Origin of the sequence: Escherichia sp. Lx600-2, from assembly GCF_036662595.1 — a bacterium.
Taxonomy (GTDB): Bacteria; Pseudomonadota; Gammaproteobacteria; order Enterobacterales; family Enterobacteriaceae; genus Escherichia; species Escherichia coli.
In genome coordinates this window covers 16,564-35,502 of sequence record NZ_JAYQWM010000042.1, presented here as the reverse complement: position 1 = coordinate 35,502, position 18,939 = coordinate 16,564, and the positions used below count along the sequence as shown (strand labels likewise).

Here is an 18,939-nt window from a genome sequence, read left to right as displayed (position 1 = left end):
AGCTGATAGAAACAGAAGCCACTGGAGCACCTCAAAAACACCATCATACACTAAATCAGTAAGTTGGCAGCATCACCGATCTTGCCATTATAGTCAGTTAATGATTAAAAAAAGGATAAAAAAGTGAAACTGACAACACATCATCTACGGGCGGGGGCCGCATTATTGCTGGCCGGAATTCTGCTGGCAGGTTGCGACCAGAGTAGCAGCGATGCAAAACACATTAAAGTTGGCGTTATAAATGGCGCAGAACAAGATGTCGCGGAAGTCGCTAAAAAGGTGGCAAAAGAGAAATATGGCCTCGATGTTGAACTGGTAGGTTTTAGCGGTTCGTTGCTACCGAACGATGCGACAAATCATGGCGAGCTTGATGCGAACGTCTTCCAGCATCGACCCTTTCTTGAACAAGATAATCAGGCGCATGGTTATAAACTGGTAGCGGTGGGAAATACGTTTGTCTTCCCCATGGCGGGTTATTCCAAAAAAATAAAAACCGTGGCGCAAATAAAAGAAGGCGCGACAGTGGCGATCCCCAACGATCCGACCAACCTTGGTCGCGCGCTTTTACTGTTGCAAAAAGAGAAGCTAATTACTCTGAAAGAGGGAAAAGGGTTACTACCTACCGCGCTGGATATAACCGAGAATCCTCGTCATTTGCAGATTATGGAACTCGAGGGGGCGCAGCTCCCGCGCGTACTGGATGATCCCAAAGTTGATGTGGCGATTATCAGCACCACTTACATTCAGCAGACCGGGCTTTCTCCGGTGCACGACAGCGTATTTATTGAAGATAAAAATTCGCCGTATGTGAATATTTTGGTGGCACGGGAAGATAATAAGAATGCAGAAAACGTGAAGGAATTTCTGCAATCTTATCAATCACCCGAAGTCGCAAAAGCGGCAGAAACCATCTTTAACGGTGGCGCGGTGCCTGGCTGGTAATTCTCACTCATGCCGCGCTGGACGATTTATTTTTCTGGCGCGGCGACGGGAATCCATTGAAATCAAAATTACCGATGACAGAATCAGCAGCGTTCCCAGCCAGTCCGGCAATGTGAACGTGATCCCCAGCAACAGCAAAGAGAGCAGCGCGCTACTTAATGGTTCTGCACAGCTTAAAATGCTGGCTTTTGGACCGCCAATTAATTGTGCTCCTTTCAGGTACAGGCTAAATGTCAGAGATGTACCAATGACCACCAAATAAAAAAACGCCAGAATCAAACTGCCGTTAACGACAAAGTTTGTTCCTTGTCTGGCATAAAAAGGCAACAGAATCAGACCGCCAATCAGCATACTCCAGCCGACGACTGGTAACGTGCCATAGCGGGCAATCAGCGTTGAGGGATAGGTGGTATAGAATGCCGCAGCAAATGCCGAGGCAATTCCCCAGAATAACGCGGCAGGAGAGATCGATAATGACGTCGGATTACCGTGTGTCACCAATAAAAAAGTCCCGACCAGCGATGTCAAAATAGCGCAAAAAACCAGAATGCCCGGACGCGATTTACGTACCAGTGAGAACCAGGCGACGATAATCGTCGGTGAGAGGAATTGCAACACCGTTGCCGTGGCAGCATTCGATTTTTCGATGGTCAGTAAAAAGGTGAGCTGTACGGTTAGCGCGCCAACCACGGAAAAAATCAGCAGACTAATGGCATCTTTGTGATTGTTAATAATAGAAAAAATTTTATCGCCATGAACAAATGACAGCGTCAGCAGAATCAAACCGGCGAATATCAAACGCGTCATAGTCAAAAACTGCGACGACATCTGGCTTTGCTCCATGATGTATTGCGCGCAGACCCCTGAACTTCCCCACAACACGGCGGCAATCAGAACGTTCAGCATCCCCTTTCTGGTGGAACCCATTTTTCCCTCTGCATACTGTTTTGTCGTTTATGTATGCAGGCATGATAGCAAAAATGGCGAGGATGGCTCTGTTTGCGCCACGCCGATTTTTCTTAGTCCAGACTGGTGAGCTAAATATCTTTAATAAACAGCAAGCAAATCATCGCAATACCCAACATCCCTATCGCCAGCCAGAACAACGCGTGGTAGCTCCAGATTTCAACCATAATTCCGTCAACAGAGCCGGCGATAATCCAGCCGACGCGTGAAGTATTTGCATATAACGTTGTCGCAGAGCCTATTTTTTCAGGCATCAGGTCCTGAAAATAAAGCATGCCGATACCACAGAGAATACCAAGGAAGATGGCGTTAAGAATTTGCAATTCCAGCTCAACTGCCGGAGTCGTCGCCATGAGTACGCTGGCGTAAAAACACATTCCACTCACGATAGCAATGATCATTAATAGTCGCTTGCCAATACGTTTCATGTAATAGCCTGCGATTAACATCATCGGAATTTCCAGACCGGCAGCGATACCAATCATTTCTCCAGCCAGTTTATCGGTTAGATGCAGTTCATCAATAATAAATAGCGGCATATTTATCATGTAGAGATTATTCGCCGCCCACATCATTGAACAGACCACAAAAAGTAGCCGCGTATCCCGCTTCCTATGGGTGGAGGGTAAAATTTCTACGGGTTGGGTAACGACAGGAACATGTCTTTGTATTGATGGCAAAAACAACCAGACTATCAGCCCGCAAACAACAAATGCGATGGCAGCGGTGAGATACATCACTTTAAAACTAAATCCCATTGCCAGTTCATAAGCGAGCGGTGGCCCGATAACCCAGGCAAGCGAGATCTGAGCACGTAAAAATGTACTGAACATGACCGTCTCACGGCCTGTTCTGTCGGCGTGTTCACGGGCGAGGGCGAACATTTGCGGGTTTGCGGTAGAAGCAAAACTACTCAGAAGTACGCCCGTTGAGAGGAGAATGAAGTAGTTGCGATTCCACGCAAAAAGCGTGCAGGCCAGCACTCCAAATAAGCAACATAGCAGAATCAGTAATTTACGGTCGCCTTGTTTATCGGAGTGCCTTGCCAGAAATTGACTGACCAGAATTCCCATAATAGCGCTACCGGTGAAGAAAAAACCTACCATTATAGGACGGGCTTTCAGTTCATCTGCGAGGAATATACTTAGGGTGGGAGTCTGGAGAGCGCCCGCAATACCCGTCAGAAAGGCGACAAGTAAAAATGCCGCGGCAGTGAGATCAAGTATTTTTGATGGAGTGGTAGCCGTTTTTTGCATTCTTCTGAATCACCGGGCGACAAAATATAACTGAGTTACAAATAAGTACCAGTCGAATGAGTATTGTATTAAGAATTTTTGAGTATCGCTGATACAACCAGAAAACAATGCTAGCGCAATATTATAGGGCCAGCAATTGAGATTATTAGCAAAAGCATGTTAAGAATTAATCACCGAATTTATATATTAATTATAGTAAGGCAATGAGCTATTTTTGATAGTAAAAATAAAACAAGTTGATTTGATATATTAAATGAACAAATTAATCTTAATGGCAGTCTGATTATTGGTGAAGTTTATAGGTCAGTTTTTTTGCCAGCTGTTAAAGGAATAGAACAGTCGTATAAAAAAGGGTGTGCAGAAGCGTGTAAAACAACATCTTCACCTTAATGGCGATACAGTTGGCTGAGAGTCAGCAGGGGGGCAAATCACCTGCAAATAAACACGGCGCATGCTGGCGCGAATATCGCGGATGCGTTCGAGGACAGAAGAACCGACAGGCGGATTCTTCAGTCGCTCATCGTCCATCACAAAACCTTTGATCAGGTATTCCTGAAGCCGATTGAATATTGAGCAGTAGAAAATCTCTGGATTGACAGTATTACAAGGGATTGGAGAACGTCAGAAGAGGCATTTTGGCGGAAGATCACAGGAGTCGAACCTGCCCGGGACCGCTGGCGGCCCCAACTGGATTTGAAGTCCAGCCGCCTCACCGGAGACGACGATCTTCCGCGCCTCGATTGCTACATGGAGGCGGGGCGCATTATAGCTACTTCCTTGAGTTTCTACATCCCCCAGATCAGTTTTTTCCGCCTAATACACGCAGAGTATTATCACGAAAGCATTATAGTTCATATAAAACCCATATTTTACAATGATATATGAGCGGAATTAACGCTACCACGATCACATAAAACAAGAATCATAAATTAATAACCAGATATCGGAATATTCGCTCTCACAGGGATGGTTTACAAAATGCGTTATCGGTCTCAGCACCCCTATAGCATCAAGGAAAAGCAGATGAAGAGTGAAGTGTTGTCCGTTAAAGAGAAAATTGGTTATGGCATGGGAGACGCCGCCAGCCACATTATTTTCGATAACGTAATGTTATATATGATGTTCTTTTATACCGATATTTTTGGCATTCCTGCCGGATTTGTCGGAACTATGTTTTTGGTCGCTCGTGCACTGGATGCGATTTCCGATCCTTGCATGGGGTTGTTGGCCGATCGAACGCGCTCTCGCTGGGGTAAATTTCGTCCGTGGGTACTGTTTGGCGCACTGCCATTCGGGATCGTCTGTGTACTGGCCTATAGCACGCCAGATCTCAGTATGAACGGTAAAATGATCTATGCAGCAATTACTTACACCCTACTTACCTTACTTTATACCGTCGTCAATATCCCTTACTGCGCATTGGGTGGTGTAATCACCAATGACCCGACTCAGCGTATCTCGCTGCAATCCTGGCGTTTTGTGCTGGCGACCGCGGGAGGCATGCTCTCTACTGTTCTGATGATGCCACTGGTTAATTTAATTGGTGGTGATAATAAACCACTCGGTTTCCAGGGCGGTATCGCGGTCCTTTCCGTGGTGGCATTCATGATGCTGGCATTCTGTTTCTTCACTACTAAAGAACGCATTGAAGCACCACCTACAACGACGTCTATGCGGGAAGATTTACGTGATATCTGGCAAAACGACCAGTGGCGGATTGTCGGTTTACTAACCATTTTCAATATCCTGGCGGTGTGCGTACGCGGTGGGGCGATGATGTATTACGTCACATGGATTTTGGGTACGCCGGAAGTGTTTGTCGCTTTTCTCACCACTTATTGCGTGGGTAACCTGATTGGTTCCGCACTGGCAAAACCGCTGACCGACTGGAAATGTAAAGTCACTATTTTCTGGTGGACGAACGCCCTGCTGGCAGTGATTAGCCTCGCGATGTTCTTTGTTCCCATGCAGGCCAGCATCACTATGTTTGTCTTCATCTTCGTGATTGGTGTGTTGCATCAACTGGTGACACCTATCCAGTGGGTAATGATGTCCGATACCGTCGACTACGGCGAGTGGTGCAATGGTAAACGCCTGACCGGGATCAGTTTTGCTGGCACGCTGTTTGTGCTCAAACTGGGGTTGGCCTTCGGCGGCGCTCTTATCGGCTGGATGCTGGCTTATGGCGGATATGATGCGGCAGAAAAAGCGCAGAACAGCGCCACGATTAGCATCATTATCGCGCTATTCACGATTGTTCCGGCGATCTGTTATTTGCTGAGCGCGATTATCGCTAAACGCTACTACTCACTCACGACGCACAATCTGAAAACCGTTATGGAACAGCTGGCTCAGGGTAAACGCCGTTGCCAGCAACAATTCACCTCTCAAGAAGTGCAGAACTAAGGAACGGCAATGAAAATTAGCGATGGAAACTGGTTGATTCAACCTGGCCTCAATTTGATTCACCCGCTTCAGGTGTTCGAGGTTGAACAGCAGGGTAATGAAATGGTGGTCTATGCTGCCCCCCGTGATGTGCGTGAACGTACCTGGCAGCTTGATACGCCTTTATTTACGCTGCGCTTTTTCTCCCCACAGGAAGGTATTGTCGGGGTGCGGATTGAGCATTTTCAGGGGGCGCTGAATAACGGTCCTCATTATCCGCTCAATATTTTGCAGGATGTGAAGGTCACAATCGAAAACACAGAACGTTATGCTGAGTTTAAAAGTGGCAACTTAAGCGCGCGTGTCAGCAAAGGTGAGTTCTGGTCACTCGATTTTCTGCGCAACGGTGAACGTATTACCGGTAGTCAGGTGAAAAATAATGGCTACGTGCAGGACACGAATAATCAACGAAATTATATGTTTGAGCGGCTTGATCTTGGCGTTGGCGAAACAGTTTATGGTCTGGGAGAGCGCTTTACTGCCCTGGTGCGCAATGGTCAGACGGTAGAAACCTGGAACCGGGACGGCGGCACAAGTACTGAACAGGCGTATAAAAATATCCCGTTCTATATGACTAACCGTGGCTATGGGGTGCTGGTCAATCACCCCCAGTGTGTCTCTTTTGAAGTGGGATCGGAGAAAGTCTCCAAAGTGCAGTTCAGCGTTGAGAGCGAATATCTCGAATACTTTGTTATCGACGGTCCGACGCCGAAAGCGGTACTTGATCGTTATACCCGTTTTACTGGTCGTCCGGCGCTGCCGCCCGCATGGTCCTTCGGCCTGTGGCTAACCACATCATTTACCACCAACTACGACGAAGCGACGGTAAACAGCTTTATCGATGGTATGGCTGAACGCAATCTGCCGCTGCATGTTTTCCACTTTGACTGTTTCTGGATGAAAGCCTTCCAGTGGTGCGATTTTGAGTGGGACCCGCTGACTTTCCCGGACCCGGAAGGGATGATCCGCCGCCTGAAAGCGAAAGGGCTGAAAATCTGCGTCTGGATTAACCCCTATATCGGGCAAAAATCCCCCGTCTTTAAAGAGTTACAAGAGAAAGGTTATTTACTCAAACGTCCGGACGGTTCGCTGTGGCAGTGGGATAAATGGCAGCCAGGTCTGGCGATTTATGACTTTACCAATCCGGATGCCTGCAAATGGTACGCCGACAAACTGAAAGGTCTGGTCGCGATGGGCGTTGATTGCTTTAAGACCGACTTTGGCGAACGTATCCCAACCGATGTTCAGTGGTTTGACGGTTCCGATCCGCAGAAAATGCATAACCATTATGCGTACATCTACAACGAACTGGTGTGGAACGTGCTCAAGGACACCGTTGGTGAGGAAGAAGCTGTCTTGTTTGCCCGCTCGGCCTCCGTCGGTGCGCAGAAATTCCCGGTACACTGGGGTGGCGACTGTTACGCTAACTACGAATCAATGGCGGAAAGCCTGCGCGGTGGTTTGTCTATTGGCCTTTCAGGTTTTGGCTTCTGGAGCCACGATATCGGCGGCTTTGAGAATACCGCGCCGGCGCACGTTTACAAACGCTGGTGCGCGTTTGGTTTGCTCTCCAGCCATAGTCGTTTACATGGCAGCAAATCTTATCGTGTGCCGTGGGCCTACGATGATGAGTCCTGTGATGTGGTGCGCTTCTTCACGCAACTGAAATGCCGCATGATGCCGTATCTGTATCGTGAAGCTGCGCGTGCGAACGCGCGGGGTACGCCGATGATGCGGGCCATGATGATGGAGTTCCCGGACGATCCGGCTTGTGATTACCTTGACCGTCAATACATGCTAGGCGACAACGTGATGGTTGCTCCGGTGTTCACTGAGGCGGGCGAGGTGCAGTTCTACTTGCCGGAAGGTCGCTGGACACACCTGTGGCACAATGATGAGCTCGACGGTAGTCGCTGGCATAAACAGCAGCACGGCTTCCTGAGTCTGCCCGTTTATGTGCGTGATAACACCCTACTGGCGCTGGGCAACAACGATCAACGTCCCGATTACGCGTGGCACGAAGGCACGGCATTCCAGCTCTTTAATCTGCAAGACGGGCATGAAGCTGTCTGTGAAGTGCCCGCTGCTGACGGTTCGGTGATCTTTACTCTAAAAGCAACACGTACTGGTAACACGATTACTGTGACTGGTGCGGGCGAGGCGAGGAACTGGACACTGTGCTTGCGCAATATTGTGAAAGTAAATGGTCTGCAAGGCGGTTCGCAGGCTGAAAGTGAGCAGGGGCTGGTGGTGACGCCTCAAGGGAATGCGCTGACAATTACGTTGTAATCTATTGATGGAATGCCGGGTACGTCTGAGTCGTACCCGGCGAGATTGATGTTTACTGCACCAGCTCTGCCGACGTAACTTCACCACTGGAAACTACGCCCGCATTCATGGTTTGAGTCACTTGCTGCTTTGCGGCGTTCATGGCATGCAATTGCCCGCTAACCGTAGGTTTCAACGGGACATTGGCCTGAATATCGCCACTGGCGGTAAGCTGAATATTGCCGTCGCCAGTCAACGGTAATTCAGGCCATCCCCACTGTTGCAAAATATTCACCGGCACACCGCGTCCATTCAGGCTGATATGGGTCTGACGTTGTGGCGTTTGTGAAACACTGGCAGTGGCTTCCAGAATGCCTTTTTCAGTAAATGCACTCAGTTCGCTGATATTCACCGTGCTGCTGTTGGCGGTTAGCGCCAGAGACGGACGACGGACATCAACACGATTAAACGTCGCGGCGGCGGCATTCAGATTCGCCGAACCACTCCAGACGCCCCATTTATGATCGGTAACCAGCGTCAGGTTGGCACCGTAACCATCGAGCGCGGTGAGCTGCCACGGGAAGTCAGGGTCGATATCAATGATCAGATTGCGGCTGGCGCTAAATCTCCTCAGTTGCAGGCTGTTTAACCAGCCGGGTGTCGTTTCCATCCACAACTGTTGCCAGTTTTTCGGCAAGGTATATTCCAGCCCGGCAATTGCCGCATCATCAAGGATCAACGTTTTCCCGTCACGCAGCCAGTTCCCTGACGTTCTGACCATACCCCCTTCCCAGCGGCTGGTGAACTGGCGCAGCGCTACGCCCTGCGGGGAAAATTCCGCGTTTATAATCGGGTCAAATAAATGCAGCGAACCATAAATGAACTCGCTAGCGTTCATCGACAGTTTGCCTTCCTGTGTCTGCCAGTCATCTTTACTGAAGGTCATGTTGCGCAAGCTGAGATCGAGGTCGGTCACCGCCCAGTCCGGACCTTGCAGACGAGCATCGATCACTTCCAGGCGACCAATCTGCAACGACGGGACAGAGCGTAATGGCGCAAAGAAGTCGGTTAGCGATTTTTCGCTTTGTAGACGGATATCCGCCATGCGCAGATTTTCCACTTGCCAGCTGCCGTCGGCGTTACGCTGCGCGTTTCCGGTTAATGTCCCGCGCGCGATGTCGGCACCCAGGTTAGTCAGCGTAACGCGATCGTTATCAATACTGCCTTCAATCAGTACATTGGTGGCAGGAACATCATTGAGCGAAAGCGATCCGGCACTAAACTGAATCTGCGCTTTCATACCCAGCACTTTACCGGCTTCTGGTGACCACGGAACCACGCCGCCATTTACCCGCTGCGCGCTCAGTTTCCATTCGCTATTCGGGCTATTAAACGCCATATCACGCAGTTGCAGACGATCGGCTTTGAACGGTAGCGGCGCGGTCTGGCCGGTGAGATTCAGCGTCCCGTTTTCCAGCAGGATGGTATCGACATGGCGTGGTTCGGTCAGTTGCCGACTGCTTAGCGCAATGTCGACACTTTTTGCCACCAGGGTCACGGGCTGACCATCACGACCAAACGTGACGTTCTCCAGCACGATATGAGATGGCGCGGAAAAACGGTGATCCATCGCCCCGAAGGCCAGATGATAGTCGCTATTCTCGGAAACCCATGCGCTGATATGTTCTGCTCCCCAGCGGGTTTGCAGAAGAAAATAGAGGCCAGCGATCACCACTAACAGAGCGATGAGAATGTAGAGAAGCAGCTTCCCAATAAATTTCATGGTCTTCCATCCCGTGAAATGCACATAAGGGAGTTATGCACGATTTACGCGCAATCCTCAAGGCGGGAATGGTGAAAGAGGTGAGACTGCGGCGGTAATTATCTTACCGCCGCCAGTGAATTACTGTTTTTCTGGTGGGAAAATCAGATTCAGCACGATGGCAGTAATACCGCCCGCGGCGATCCCGGAGGAGAGCAGGTTTTTCAGCCATTCAGGGGCAAACTGCAAAATCAGCGGCTGCTGAGACACGCCCAGACCAACCGCCAGCGACAGGGCGATAATCAGAATCGCCCGACGGTTCAGCGGCTCACGAGAAACGATACGCACACCGGAGGCGGCGATGGTGCCAAACATTACAAGCGTTGCGCCGCCCAGAACCGGTTCTGGAATGTGTTGTACAAAACCGCTCACTGCCGGGAACAGACCCAGCACGATCAACATCAGCGCGACGACAAAACCGACATAGCGGCTGGCAACACCGGTCAACTGGATCACTCCGTTGTTCTGCCCGAAGCAGGAGTTCGGGAAGGTGTTAAACACCGCTGAAACAAACGAGTTCAGGCCGTTTGCCAGCACGCCGCCTTTCAGGCGTTTCATGTACAGCGGACCGGACACTGGCTGTTCGGAAACGTCAGAGGTCGCCGTGATATCGCCAATGGTTTCCAGCGAAGTGATCATAAAGACTAGCATCAGCGGCAGCAGCAGACTCCATTCAATGCCAAGACCGTAATAGAGCGGCGTTGGCACCATAATCAGTTCTTGCGTCATCGGTTCGTTGCTTTCTGGCAACATGCCCATAAACCACGCCAGCGCATATCCGGCCGCCATCGCAATCACCAGTGAGGCCACGCGTAAGTAAGGGTTACGTTGACGGTTAAGCAGGATAATTAAGGCTAAGACCACGCCTGCCAGCAGCAGATTTTTCGGTGCGCCGAAGGTGTTATCGCTCATGGCTGCGTAACCGCCGCCAATTGAGGTCAGCCCCACCTGAATTAGCGACAGGCCGATAATCATCACCACAACGCCAGAAACCAGCGGCGTAATAATGCGGCGCGCCAGATGCAGAACACGGGAGATCACCATCTCGGTGCAACTTGCCAGCATCAACGTGCCGAACAAAGCCGCCATCATGGTAGGAACATCAGCACCACCGGTTTTCAGCGCGGTACCGCCCATAATCAGCGGGGCAACAAAGTTGAAGCTGGTGCCCTGAATAGACAACAGCCCGGAGCCAACCGGACCCCAGGCCTTAATTTGAATAATCGATGCCACACCGGAGGCAAACAGCGACATACTAATAATGTGTTGCGTGTCTTGTGCCGGTAAACCCAGCGCCTGGCAGATTAATAGCGCTGGCGTGATCACCGCAACGAACATTGCCAGCAAATGCTGACAGGCGGCAAACAGGGTTTGAGGAAGCGGCGGACGATCTTCAAGACGGTAAATCAGTTCGCTGTTTTGAGTCTGCGCAACCGGTTGCGCATTTTCTGACTCGAGGGTGGAAACAGACATCGAAAACAATCCCGTGGTAGCAAAGCGGGCATTTTAGCTGACCGAAAGAGAAAAGCAAACGTTTGCTACGTCCTCTTCTAAATATTTAAATGAGATAAATGAACTTTTTTATATAACTTTTGGTATTTTTCTGCTTAAAATCCATGCCATTTGTTCATTAACAGCTGAGAATTTGACCCAGGAAAGCATAACTCGATACCCGTCATAGTTCATGAAGTTGCCACTGCGCGATGAAGTATGACGAGTATGAAAGAGTGATGCGGACACAAAGGAGTAACTATGTTTCATCTCGATACTTTAGCAACGCTTGTTGCCGCAACGCTGACGTTGCTGCTCGGGCGTAAGTTGGTCCATTCCGTCTCCTTTTTGAAGAAATACACCATACCGGAACCTGTTGCGGGCGGTTTGTTGGTGGCGCTGGCGCTACTGGTACTGAAAAAAAGCATGGGCTGGGAAGTCAACTTTGATATGTCCCTGCGCGATCCGTTAATGCTGGCATTCTTCGCCACCATTGGCCTGAACGCCAACATTGCCAGTTTGCGTGCCGGTGGGCGTGTGGTTGGCATCTTCTTGATTGTGGTTGTTGGTCTGTTGGTGATGCAAAATGCCATTGGCATTGGTATGGCTAGCCTGTTAGGGCTTGATCCGCTGATGGGGCTGTTGGCCGGTTCTATTACGCTTTCCGGCGGTCACGGTACGGGAGCTGCATGGAGTAAATTGTTCATTGAACGTTATGGCTTCACCAATGCGACGGAAGTGGCGATGGCCTGTGCAACGTTCGGTTTGGTGCTGGGCGGCTTGATTGGCGGTCCGGTAGCGCGCTATCTGGTGAAACACTCCACCACGCCGAACGGTATTCCGGATGACCAGGAAGTCCCGACGGCGTTCGAAAAGCCGGATGTGGGCCGCATGATCACCTCGCTGGTGCTGATTGAAACTATCGCGCTGATTGCTATCTGCCTGACGGTGGGGAAAATTGTTGCGCAACTTTTGGCTGGCACAGCTTTTGAACTGCCGACCTTCGTCTGTGTACTGTTTGTTGGCGTGATTCTGAGCAACGGTCTGTCAATAATGGGCTTTTACCGCGTCTTTGAGCGTGCGGTATCCGTGCTGGGTAACGTAAGCCTGTCGTTGTTCCTGGCGATGGCGCTGATGGGGCTGAAACTGTGGGAACTGGCTTCGCTGGCGCTGCCGATGTTGGCGATTCTGGTGGTACAGACCATCTTCATGGCGTTGTATGCCATCTTTGTTACCTGGCGCATGATGGGCAAAAACTACGATGCGGCAGTGCTGGCTGCGGGTCACTGCGGTTTTGGCCTCGGTGCAACGCCAACAGCAATCGCCAACATGCAGGCGATCACTGAACGCTTTGGCCCGTCGCACATGGCGTTTTTGGTGGTGCCGATGGTCGGTGCGTTCTTTATCGATATCGTTAACGCGCTGGTAATTAAGCTGTATTTGATGTTGCCGATTTTTGCGGGTTAACCGATGAAGCGGCGGTAGAAGTGCCGCCGCAACAAAGACAAATGCCTGATACGCTTCGCTTATCAAGGCTGCGCATTGATTCACAATTTATTGAATTTGTAGGGTGATGAATCGCATCCGGCAGGAAGGTAGGGTAACCTGAAATGGCGGTCTTCTCACTGCCGCCTTTTACGCATTCGAGTAACGTTCCGTCTCCGGCATCCAGCGTTCTATCAGGGCTTTTGCCTGTTGTGGGTAACGTTCGTGAATATGGCGTGCCAAGCGCTGAACTTCCGGGATCATCGCCTGATCGCGCAGTAAATCCGCCACTTTAAATTCAGCATTACCCGTCTGACGTGTACCTAACAATTCGCCAGGGCCGCGAATCTCCAGATCTTTTTGCGCAATCACAAAACCGTCGTTGCTGTCGCGCAGCACTTGCAGGCGAATTTGCGCCGTTTTAGAAAGCGGCGTTTTGTAGAGCAGCACGCAGTGAGAAGCCACCGCGCCACGACCTACACGCCCACGTAGCTGGTGCAACTGCGCCAGACCCAGACGCTCCGGGTTTTCGATAATCATCAGACTGGCGTTAGGCACATCAACACCGACTTCAATAACGGTAGTGGCAACCAGCAGGTGTAGCTCACCTTGTTTAAACGACGCCATCACCGCCTGTTTCTCGGCAGGTTTCATCCGCCCGTGTACCAGACCAACGTTCAGTTCCGGTAAGGCCAGTTTCAACTCTTCCCAGGTGGCTTCCGCCGCCTGCGCTTCCAGTAACTCTGACTCTTCAATCAACGTACAAACCCAGTACGCCTGACGCCCTTCAGTCATGCAGGCGTGGCGCACGCGGTCGATAATGTCGTTGCGGCGTGTATCCGGGATAGCAACGGTAGTCACTGGAGTACGGCCAGGCGGCAGTTCATCAATGACTGATGTATCGAGATCAGCATACGCAGTCATCGCCAGCGTGCGGGGGATCGGCGTGGCGGTCATGATCAACTGATGCGGATGGAAGCCCTGTTGCTGGCCTTTCTCCCACAATGCCAGACGCTGATGCACGCCAAAGCGATGCTGTTCGTCGATAATCACCAGCGCCAGGCCGTTAAACTGCACCTGTTCCTGGAAAATGGCGTGGGTGCCGACAATCATCTGCACCTGACCGCTGGCGATGGCTTCCTGCTGTGCCAGTCGCGCTTTGCCTTTCTGCTTACCGGCGAGCCAGCCCACTTCGATACCGAGCGGTGCAAACCAGTTACGGAAGTTATTGGCGTGCTGTTCGGCGAGTAATTCGGTTGGTGCCATCAATGCCACCTGTTTGCCGTGGGCAATCGCACGCAGCGCGGCGAGGGCAGCGACCAGCGTTTTACCGGAACCTACATCGCCCTGTACCAGGCGCATCATCGGCACATTCAGCGCCATATCGCGCTCGATCTCCGCCACCACGCGAGCCTGAGCGCCCGTTGGCTTGAACGGTAAGGCGGCAAGAAGTTTATTTTTCAGCGTGTCATTGGCGCTCAGCGGCTGGGCATGGAAACGTTGCGCTCCGGCGCGTAAGGCTAACATGCTGAGGTTATGCGCCAGCAGTTCTTCCAGAATCAGACGACGTTGCGCCGGATGCTGCCCGGTTTCCAGATCGCTAAGTTGCAGCGTCGGCGGCGGGCGGTGCAAAGTGCGCAACGCTTCCGGTAGCGTCATCATTCCTTGTGACAGTTCCGGCGGCAGGAGTTCTTCAATGGCGCAGGTGTCGAGCAGATCCAGCGCCTGGTTGGTTAATTTACGCAGCGTGGCCTGCTTTACGCCTTCGGTTGTTGGATAAACCGGCGTGAGCGTTTCCTGCAACTCTGGCGTACTGAGATCGCCCTGCACGCGGTATTCCGGGTGGATCATCTCCGCACCATATTTACCGCGCTTTGCTTCTCCATAGGCCAGCACGCGGCGGCCCGTCGCCAGGCTATTTTTCATTGCCGCGTTGAAGTTGAAAAAGCGCATGGTGAGAATGCCGGAACCGTCGCTGATCTGGCAGGTCATCATCCGGCGGCCGCCGAAGGTGATATTGCAGTTCAGCACTTCGCCTTCCACCGTGGCATAAAAGCCCGGCAGTAGTTCTCCGATGGGGTAGAGATGGGTGCGATCTTCGTAGCGCAGGGGAAGGTGTAAGAGTAGATCCTGCACAGTCTGCAGGTTGATTTTCGCCAGCTTGTTACTAAGCGCTGCGCCAACGCCCGTTAGGGAACTGAGCGGGACAGCATCTAACAGGCGACCTTTCATGGCACTTACCCTGCAGCCTGCATAGTAGCCCACCAGTCGGCATCAGCTTCGATCTCGCCTTGCTGATTGACGTGGGGGTAAGGCAGGCCTTTGCGTTTTGCGACTTTCGCCAGCACCGGATAGCCGCCTTCAAACAACAGGCGTTGTTGCTCTGCTTCCGGCAACATGCTGTTTTCACGCAGGTACATGCCCGCATTTTGCCGCTGGCGCTGGGCTTCGTAAAGAATGAGGGCTGAGGCAACGGAAACATTCAGCGATTGCACCATGCCAATCATCGGAATGATGATGTCCCGATCCGCCAGGGCCAACGCTTCCTCAGTGATGCCCGTTTTCTCCTGACCCATCAAAATGCAGGTCGGGCGAGTGTAATCAATTTCGCGAAAATCGACAGCGTTATCAGAAAGATGGGTTGCCAGAATTTGCATGCCCTGGCCTTTGAGATGAGCGACGGCATCGCCAATGGTGCGGTGCGTTTTCACCTGCACCCAACTGTTGCTACCCGCCGCCGCAGAGGCCATGGTACGCATGCGGCTACCAGGCCAGACGGCGTGAACTTCATGTACGCCAACGGCATCTGCGGTACGAATAATCGCAGAAACGTTATGAGGTTTGTGGACCTGCTCCATGCAGACGGTCAGATCAGGCTGCCGCCTGGCGAGCATTTCGCAGATGCGTGCATAACGTGTTGGGTTCATAAAACATTAATTTCGGTTTCGGGTGACTTTAATCACGTCTGGCATCACGCGGATTTTGCGCATGATATTCGCCAGATGCACACGGTCACGAGCGGTCAGACGAATAAAGGCGCTGTAGACGCGACCATCTTTCTCTTCCGTATTCAAACTTTGAATATTCGAAGTCGTGGTGTTAATTGCCGCCGTCAGGTTTGCCAGCGCGCCCTGATGATTGAACATCTCCACCTTGATTTCGGTGATGAACTCCTGCGCCGTCTCTTTATCCCATTCCACAGCCATAAACTTCTCTGGCTCTTTCTGGTAGCCACGGATGTTACGGCAGGATTCATGGTGGATCACCAGACCTTTACCGGGGCTGACGTGGGCGATAATCGGGTCGCCAGGAATAGGGCGGCAGCATTTCGCAAAGGTGATCAGCACGCCATCGGCACCTTTAATGGGCAGATGTCCGTGACTTTGGGTTGCCGGTGGAATGGAGGCGTCCCCATGTTGCAGATTTTTCGCGACCACCACGCTCATTGCGTTACCAAGTCCGATTTCTGCCAGCAGATCGTCAAGCGTTGCCAGCTTCATACGATCCAGCTCGCGCTGAATATTTTCCTGCGGGATTTCATTCAGCTTACGGCTACCACCCAAAGCATGGTTGAGCAGACGACGGCCCAGGCTTACAGAATCATCACGCTTGAGGTTTTTCAGCAACTGACGAATTTTGGCGCGCGCTTTCGAGCTAACGACAAAGTTCAGCCACGCGGCATTCGGGCGAGCGCCCGGTGCGGTAATGATTTCAACGGTTTGACCGCTAGTAAGCGGCTGCGACAGCGGGTAAGGCTGGCGGTCGACGCGTGCGCCCACGCAGGCATGACCGATATCGGTATGCACTGCATAAGCGAAGTCGACGGGCGTTGCACCGGCAGGCAGTTCGACAATGCGCCCTTCCGGTGTGAAAACGTAAATCTCATCCGGGAAGAGATCGGATTTAACGCTCTCGATAAATTCAAACGAGCTACCGGCGCTTTGTTGCAGCTCCAGCAGGCTTTGCATCCAGCGCTGGGCGCGGATTTGAGCAGTCGTGCTGGTTTCGCCGTGCTCTTTATAAGCCCAGTGCGCGGCAACACCCATCTCCGCCATCTGATCCATATCTTCGGTACGGATTTGGACCTCAACCGGCACGCCGTGCGGGCCAATCATCGAGGTGTGCAACGACTGATAGCCGTTCGCTTTTGGAATGGCGATGTAGTCTTTCACGCGACCCGGACGCGGCTTATACAGGCTATGCATCTGGCCGAGCACGCGATAACAGGTGTCGGAATCATTGACGATCACGCGGAAAGCGTAGATGTCCATGATCGAGTGAAAACGCTGCTCTTTGAGCACCATTTTGCAGTAAATCGAATAAAGATGCTTCTCGCGACCACTGACGCGGCACGGTATTCCCGCTTCCTGCAAACGCCCTTCGATTTCAGAGAGGATTTTTTGGATCATCTCTTTACGGTTGCCGCGCGCGGCTTTCACCACTTCTTTGATTACGCGATAACGGTTGGGATACAGCGCCTCAAAACCCAGCTCTTCGAGTTCGGTTTTAATGTGGTGGATACCTAAACGGTGCGCCAGCGGGCTATAAATTTCGAGAGTTTCACGGGCGATGCGGCGACGTTTGTCCGGGCGAAGTGAGCCCAGCGTGCGCATGTTGTGGGTACGGTCGGCAAGTTTGATGAGGATGACGCGGATATCCTGCACCATCGCCATAATCATCTTGCGAAAGTTTTCGGCCTGCGCCTCTTTCTTATCGCGGAACTTGAGTTTATCAAGTTTCGACACACCCTCTACCAGCTCGGCGACGCTTTTACCAAAAAGCTGTTCCATGTCCTGGTAGGTGGCGGGAGTATCTTCAATCACGTCATGCAGCAGCGCTGCCATAAGCGTTTCATAGTCGAGTTTCATCTCGGCCAGAATGCAGGCAACAGCTACCGGGTGCGTGATATAGGGTTCACCGCTTGAACGTGTTTGCCCCTCGTGAGCATCACGTGCAACGAGATACGCCTGCCGCAGACGCTTGATTTGGTCTTCCGGCAGGTAGTTTTGAATCAGCTGATTCAGGCTTTCAAACAGATACAAGGGCGACCCGCTTTGTGATTAACGACGACCTTCAGCAATAGCGGTAACGGCTTGTAATTCAGCGGCTTCCTGCTCTTGCTGTTCCTGGCGTTCGCGAACGTCGAGGATCTGGTTGTTGATCAGACCTTCTTCGATTTCGCGCAGCGCGATTACAGTGGTTTTATCGTTTTCTTCCGGTACCAGCGGATCCTTTCCGCCTACCTGCATCTGACGAGCGCGACGCGCGGCGACCAGTACCAGGTCAAAACGGTTACCAATTTTCTCTACAGCGTCCTGAACAGTTACGCGTGCCATACTTAAAAAGCTCCACAGGTGAAGAAATGACTGGGCATGATACTGAAATCAGGTTCAGTCTGCCAACAATTTGCTGATTAAAGCGTCATGACGCTGCCTTTGGCGGCTCATGCGCAGACGTTCGGCGCGAATAATGGTCTTCAAATCGGTCAACGCGGTATCGAAGTCATCATTCACAATCAGATAATCATATTCGGCGTAATGGCTCATTTCTGCAACAGCTTGCGCCATACGCTTTGCAATGACCTCTTCGCTGTCCTGACCGCGACCGCGTAGACGGCGGTCCAGTTCAATTTTGGACGGCGGTAAAATAAAGATACTCCGCGCGTGCGGCATCTTCTGGCGAATTTGCTGCGCGCCCTGCCAGTCGATATCGAGAAATACATCGACACCGGTCGCCAGTACTTGCTCAATGGCCTCACGCGAAGTGCCATAGTAATTACCAAAAACTTCTGCGTGTTCGAGGAACGCATCTCTGCTAATCATTTCTTTAAATTCATCATGATTAACAAAGAAATAATGTTCACCGTGGACTTCACCAGGACGCGGTTGGCGTGTGGTGTGTGAAACAGAAACCTGGGTGTCATACAACGGTTGGGTTTTTAATAAAGCCTGAATCAGGCTGGATTTACCCGCGCCACTGGGGGCAGAAACAATATAAAGCGTGCCTTGAGCCATGAGTATCTTTCGTATGTGATTAGCGAAATAAAGCCTACATACGAGCTTATTATACACGGCGCGGGCATGTGACGTAGCCCTTGCTCACACTTTTTGCGCAAAGTTGTTGCGTTTTGCGTAGCTGCTTCCGCATTTGCCTGTCATTCACTGCAATAAAGACGATTTTCAGGAAGCGTCCTCGCAGACTCCGTTTTTGCCACTCGGCTTTGCTTTCATCACGTTGTATATCTGCCTGACTATCTACAGCGGA

General features: G+C 51.4%; 13 protein-coding genes, 1 tRNA gene and 1 pseudogene. 4 read left to right on the top strand and 11 right to left on the bottom strand.

The genetic code is table 11. The features are described 5' to 3' along the window. The first annotated feature begins 123 nt into the window (after positions 1-123). On the top strand, positions 124-942 hold the full coding sequence (gene nlpA, locus OQV04_RS15505) for a lipoprotein NlpA (RefSeq protein ID WP_032281859.1): 819 nt from the start codon (positions 124-126) through the stop codon (positions 940-942). 3 nt (positions 943-945) lie between these two features. Here the strand turns inward: nlpA and OQV04_RS15500 are convergent, their stop codons facing one another. From OQV04_RS15500 to OQV04_RS15485, 4 genes and pseudogenes are all read right to left on the bottom strand, one after another. Then, the gene (locus OQV04_RS15500) at positions 946-1,869 is read right to left on the bottom strand and encodes a carboxylate/amino acid/amine transporter (protein WP_000535960.1); all 924 of its coding nucleotides are present in this window, start codon (positions 1,867-1,869) and stop codon (positions 946-948) included. 110 nt (positions 1,870-1,979) lie between these two features. Beyond that, positions 1,980-3,164, bottom strand: a complete 1,185-nt coding sequence (locus OQV04_RS15495) for a sugar efflux transporter (RefSeq protein WP_099145476.1) — start codon at positions 3,162-3,164, stop codon at positions 1,980-1,982. Between the two features lie 396 nt (positions 3,165-3,560). Next, positions 3,561-3,722: pseudogene (gene rhuM, locus OQV04_RS15490) on the bottom strand (RhuM family protein); the annotation flags it as partial. A gap of 78 nt (positions 3,723-3,800) precedes the next feature. Beyond that, positions 3,801-3,895 (bottom strand) — tRNA-Sec (locus tag OQV04_RS15485). A gap of 292 nt (positions 3,896-4,187) precedes the next feature. On the opposite strand from OQV04_RS15485, the gene OQV04_RS15480 reads away from it, so the two are divergent. Then, the gene (locus OQV04_RS15480) at positions 4,188-5,570 is read left to right on the top strand and encodes a glycoside-pentoside-hexuronide family transporter (RefSeq protein WP_032281856.1); all 1,383 of its coding nucleotides are present in this window, start codon (positions 4,188-4,190) and stop codon (positions 5,568-5,570) included. Between the two features lie 9 nt (positions 5,571-5,579). Beyond that, entirely contained in the window at positions 5,580-7,898 is a 2,319-nt protein-coding gene (yicI, locus tag OQV04_RS15475; protein ID WP_032281855.1) for an alpha-xylosidase, read from the top strand. A gap of 52 nt (positions 7,899-7,950) precedes the next feature. Here the strand turns inward: yicI and OQV04_RS15470 are convergent, their stop codons facing one another. Both OQV04_RS15470 and xanP read right to left on the bottom strand, forming a co-directional pair. Next, a complete protein-coding gene (locus OQV04_RS15470) occupies positions 7,951-9,660 on the bottom strand; it encodes an AsmA family protein (protein ID WP_032281854.1) in 1,710 nt (569 codons plus the stop codon). Positions 9,661-9,780: 120 nt separating this feature from the next. After that, the gene (gene xanP, locus OQV04_RS15465; RefSeq protein WP_001295238.1) at positions 9,781-11,172 is read right to left on the bottom strand and encodes a xanthine/proton symporter XanP; all 1,392 of its coding nucleotides are present in this window, start codon (positions 11,170-11,172) and stop codon (positions 9,781-9,783) included. Between the two features lie 279 nt (positions 11,173-11,451). On the opposite strand from xanP, the gene gltS reads away from it, so the two are divergent. Then, positions 11,452-12,657, top strand: coding sequence for a sodium/glutamate symporter (gltS, locus tag OQV04_RS15460; RefSeq protein WP_000468833.1), 1,206 nt, complete (start codon positions 11,452-11,454; stop codon positions 12,655-12,657). A gap of 168 nt (positions 12,658-12,825) precedes the next feature. On the opposite strand, the gene recG is transcribed toward gltS, so the two are convergent. From recG to gmk, 5 genes are read right to left on the bottom strand one after another with little or no spacing between them, the layout of a single operon-like run. After that, positions 12,826-14,907 carry an ATP-dependent DNA helicase RecG gene (recG, locus tag OQV04_RS15455; RefSeq protein WP_032281853.1) on the bottom strand — a complete coding sequence of 694 codons (2,082 nt, stop codon included), beginning with the start codon at positions 14,905-14,907 and terminating at the stop codon, positions 12,826-12,828. A 5-nt stretch (positions 14,908-14,912) separates the two neighbouring features. Next, on the bottom strand, positions 14,913-15,602 hold the full coding sequence (gene trmH / locus OQV04_RS15450) for a tRNA (guanosine(18)-2'-O)-methyltransferase TrmH (protein WP_001070174.1): 690 nt from the start codon (positions 15,600-15,602) through the stop codon (positions 14,913-14,915). Between the two features lie 6 nt (positions 15,603-15,608). Continuing rightward, the gene (spoT, locus tag OQV04_RS15445; protein ID WP_000280473.1) at positions 15,609-17,717 is read right to left on the bottom strand and encodes a bifunctional GTP diphosphokinase/guanosine-3',5'-bis pyrophosphate 3'-pyrophosphohydrolase; all 2,109 of its coding nucleotides are present in this window, start codon (positions 17,715-17,717) and stop codon (positions 15,609-15,611) included. Between the two features lie 18 nt (positions 17,718-17,735). Beyond that, on the bottom strand, positions 17,736-18,011 hold the full coding sequence (rpoZ, locus tag OQV04_RS15440; RefSeq protein ID WP_000135058.1) for a DNA-directed RNA polymerase subunit omega: 276 nt from the start codon (positions 18,009-18,011) through the stop codon (positions 17,736-17,738). A 54-nt stretch (positions 18,012-18,065) separates the two neighbouring features. After that, entirely contained in the window at positions 18,066-18,689 is a 624-nt protein-coding gene (gmk, locus tag OQV04_RS15435; protein WP_032281852.1) for a guanylate kinase, read from the bottom strand. Positions 18,690-18,939 lie beyond the last annotated feature (250 nt).

Coding starts and splice junctions, on each gene's coding strand:
- OQV04_RS15480 (WP_032281856.1), top strand. CDS start 4,188: ATGAAGAGTGAAGTGTTGTCCGTTAAAGAGAAAATTGGTTATGGCATG.
- OQV04_RS15495 (WP_099145476.1), bottom strand. CDS start 3,164: ATGCAAAAAACGGCTACCACTCCATCAAAAATACTTGATCTCACTGCC.
- OQV04_RS15470 (WP_032281854.1), bottom strand. CDS start 9,660: ATGAAATTTATTGGGAAGCTGCTTCTCTACATTCTCATCGCTCTGTTA.
- rpoZ (WP_000135058.1), bottom strand. CDS start 18,011: ATGGCACGCGTAACTGTTCAGGACGCTGTAGAGAAAATTGGTAACCGT.
- OQV04_RS15500 (WP_000535960.1), bottom strand. CDS start 1,869: ATGGGTTCCACCAGAAAGGGGATGCTGAACGTTCTGATTGCCGCCGTG.
- xanP (WP_001295238.1), bottom strand. CDS start 11,172: ATGTCTGTTTCCACCCTCGAGTCAGAAAATGCGCAACCGGTTGCGCAG.
- gltS (WP_000468833.1), top strand. CDS start 11,452: ATGTTTCATCTCGATACTTTAGCAACGCTTGTTGCCGCAACGCTGACG.
- yicI (WP_032281855.1), top strand. CDS start 5,580: ATGAAAATTAGCGATGGAAACTGGTTGATTCAACCTGGCCTCAATTTG.
- gmk (WP_032281852.1), bottom strand. CDS start 18,689: ATGGCTCAAGGCACGCTTTATATTGTTTCTGCCCCCAGTGGCGCGGGT.
- recG (WP_032281853.1), bottom strand. CDS start 14,907: ATGAAAGGTCGCCTGTTAGATGCTGTCCCGCTCAGTTCCCTAACGGGC.
- trmH (WP_001070174.1), bottom strand. CDS start 15,602: ATGAACCCAACACGTTATGCACGCATCTGCGAAATGCTCGCCAGGCGG.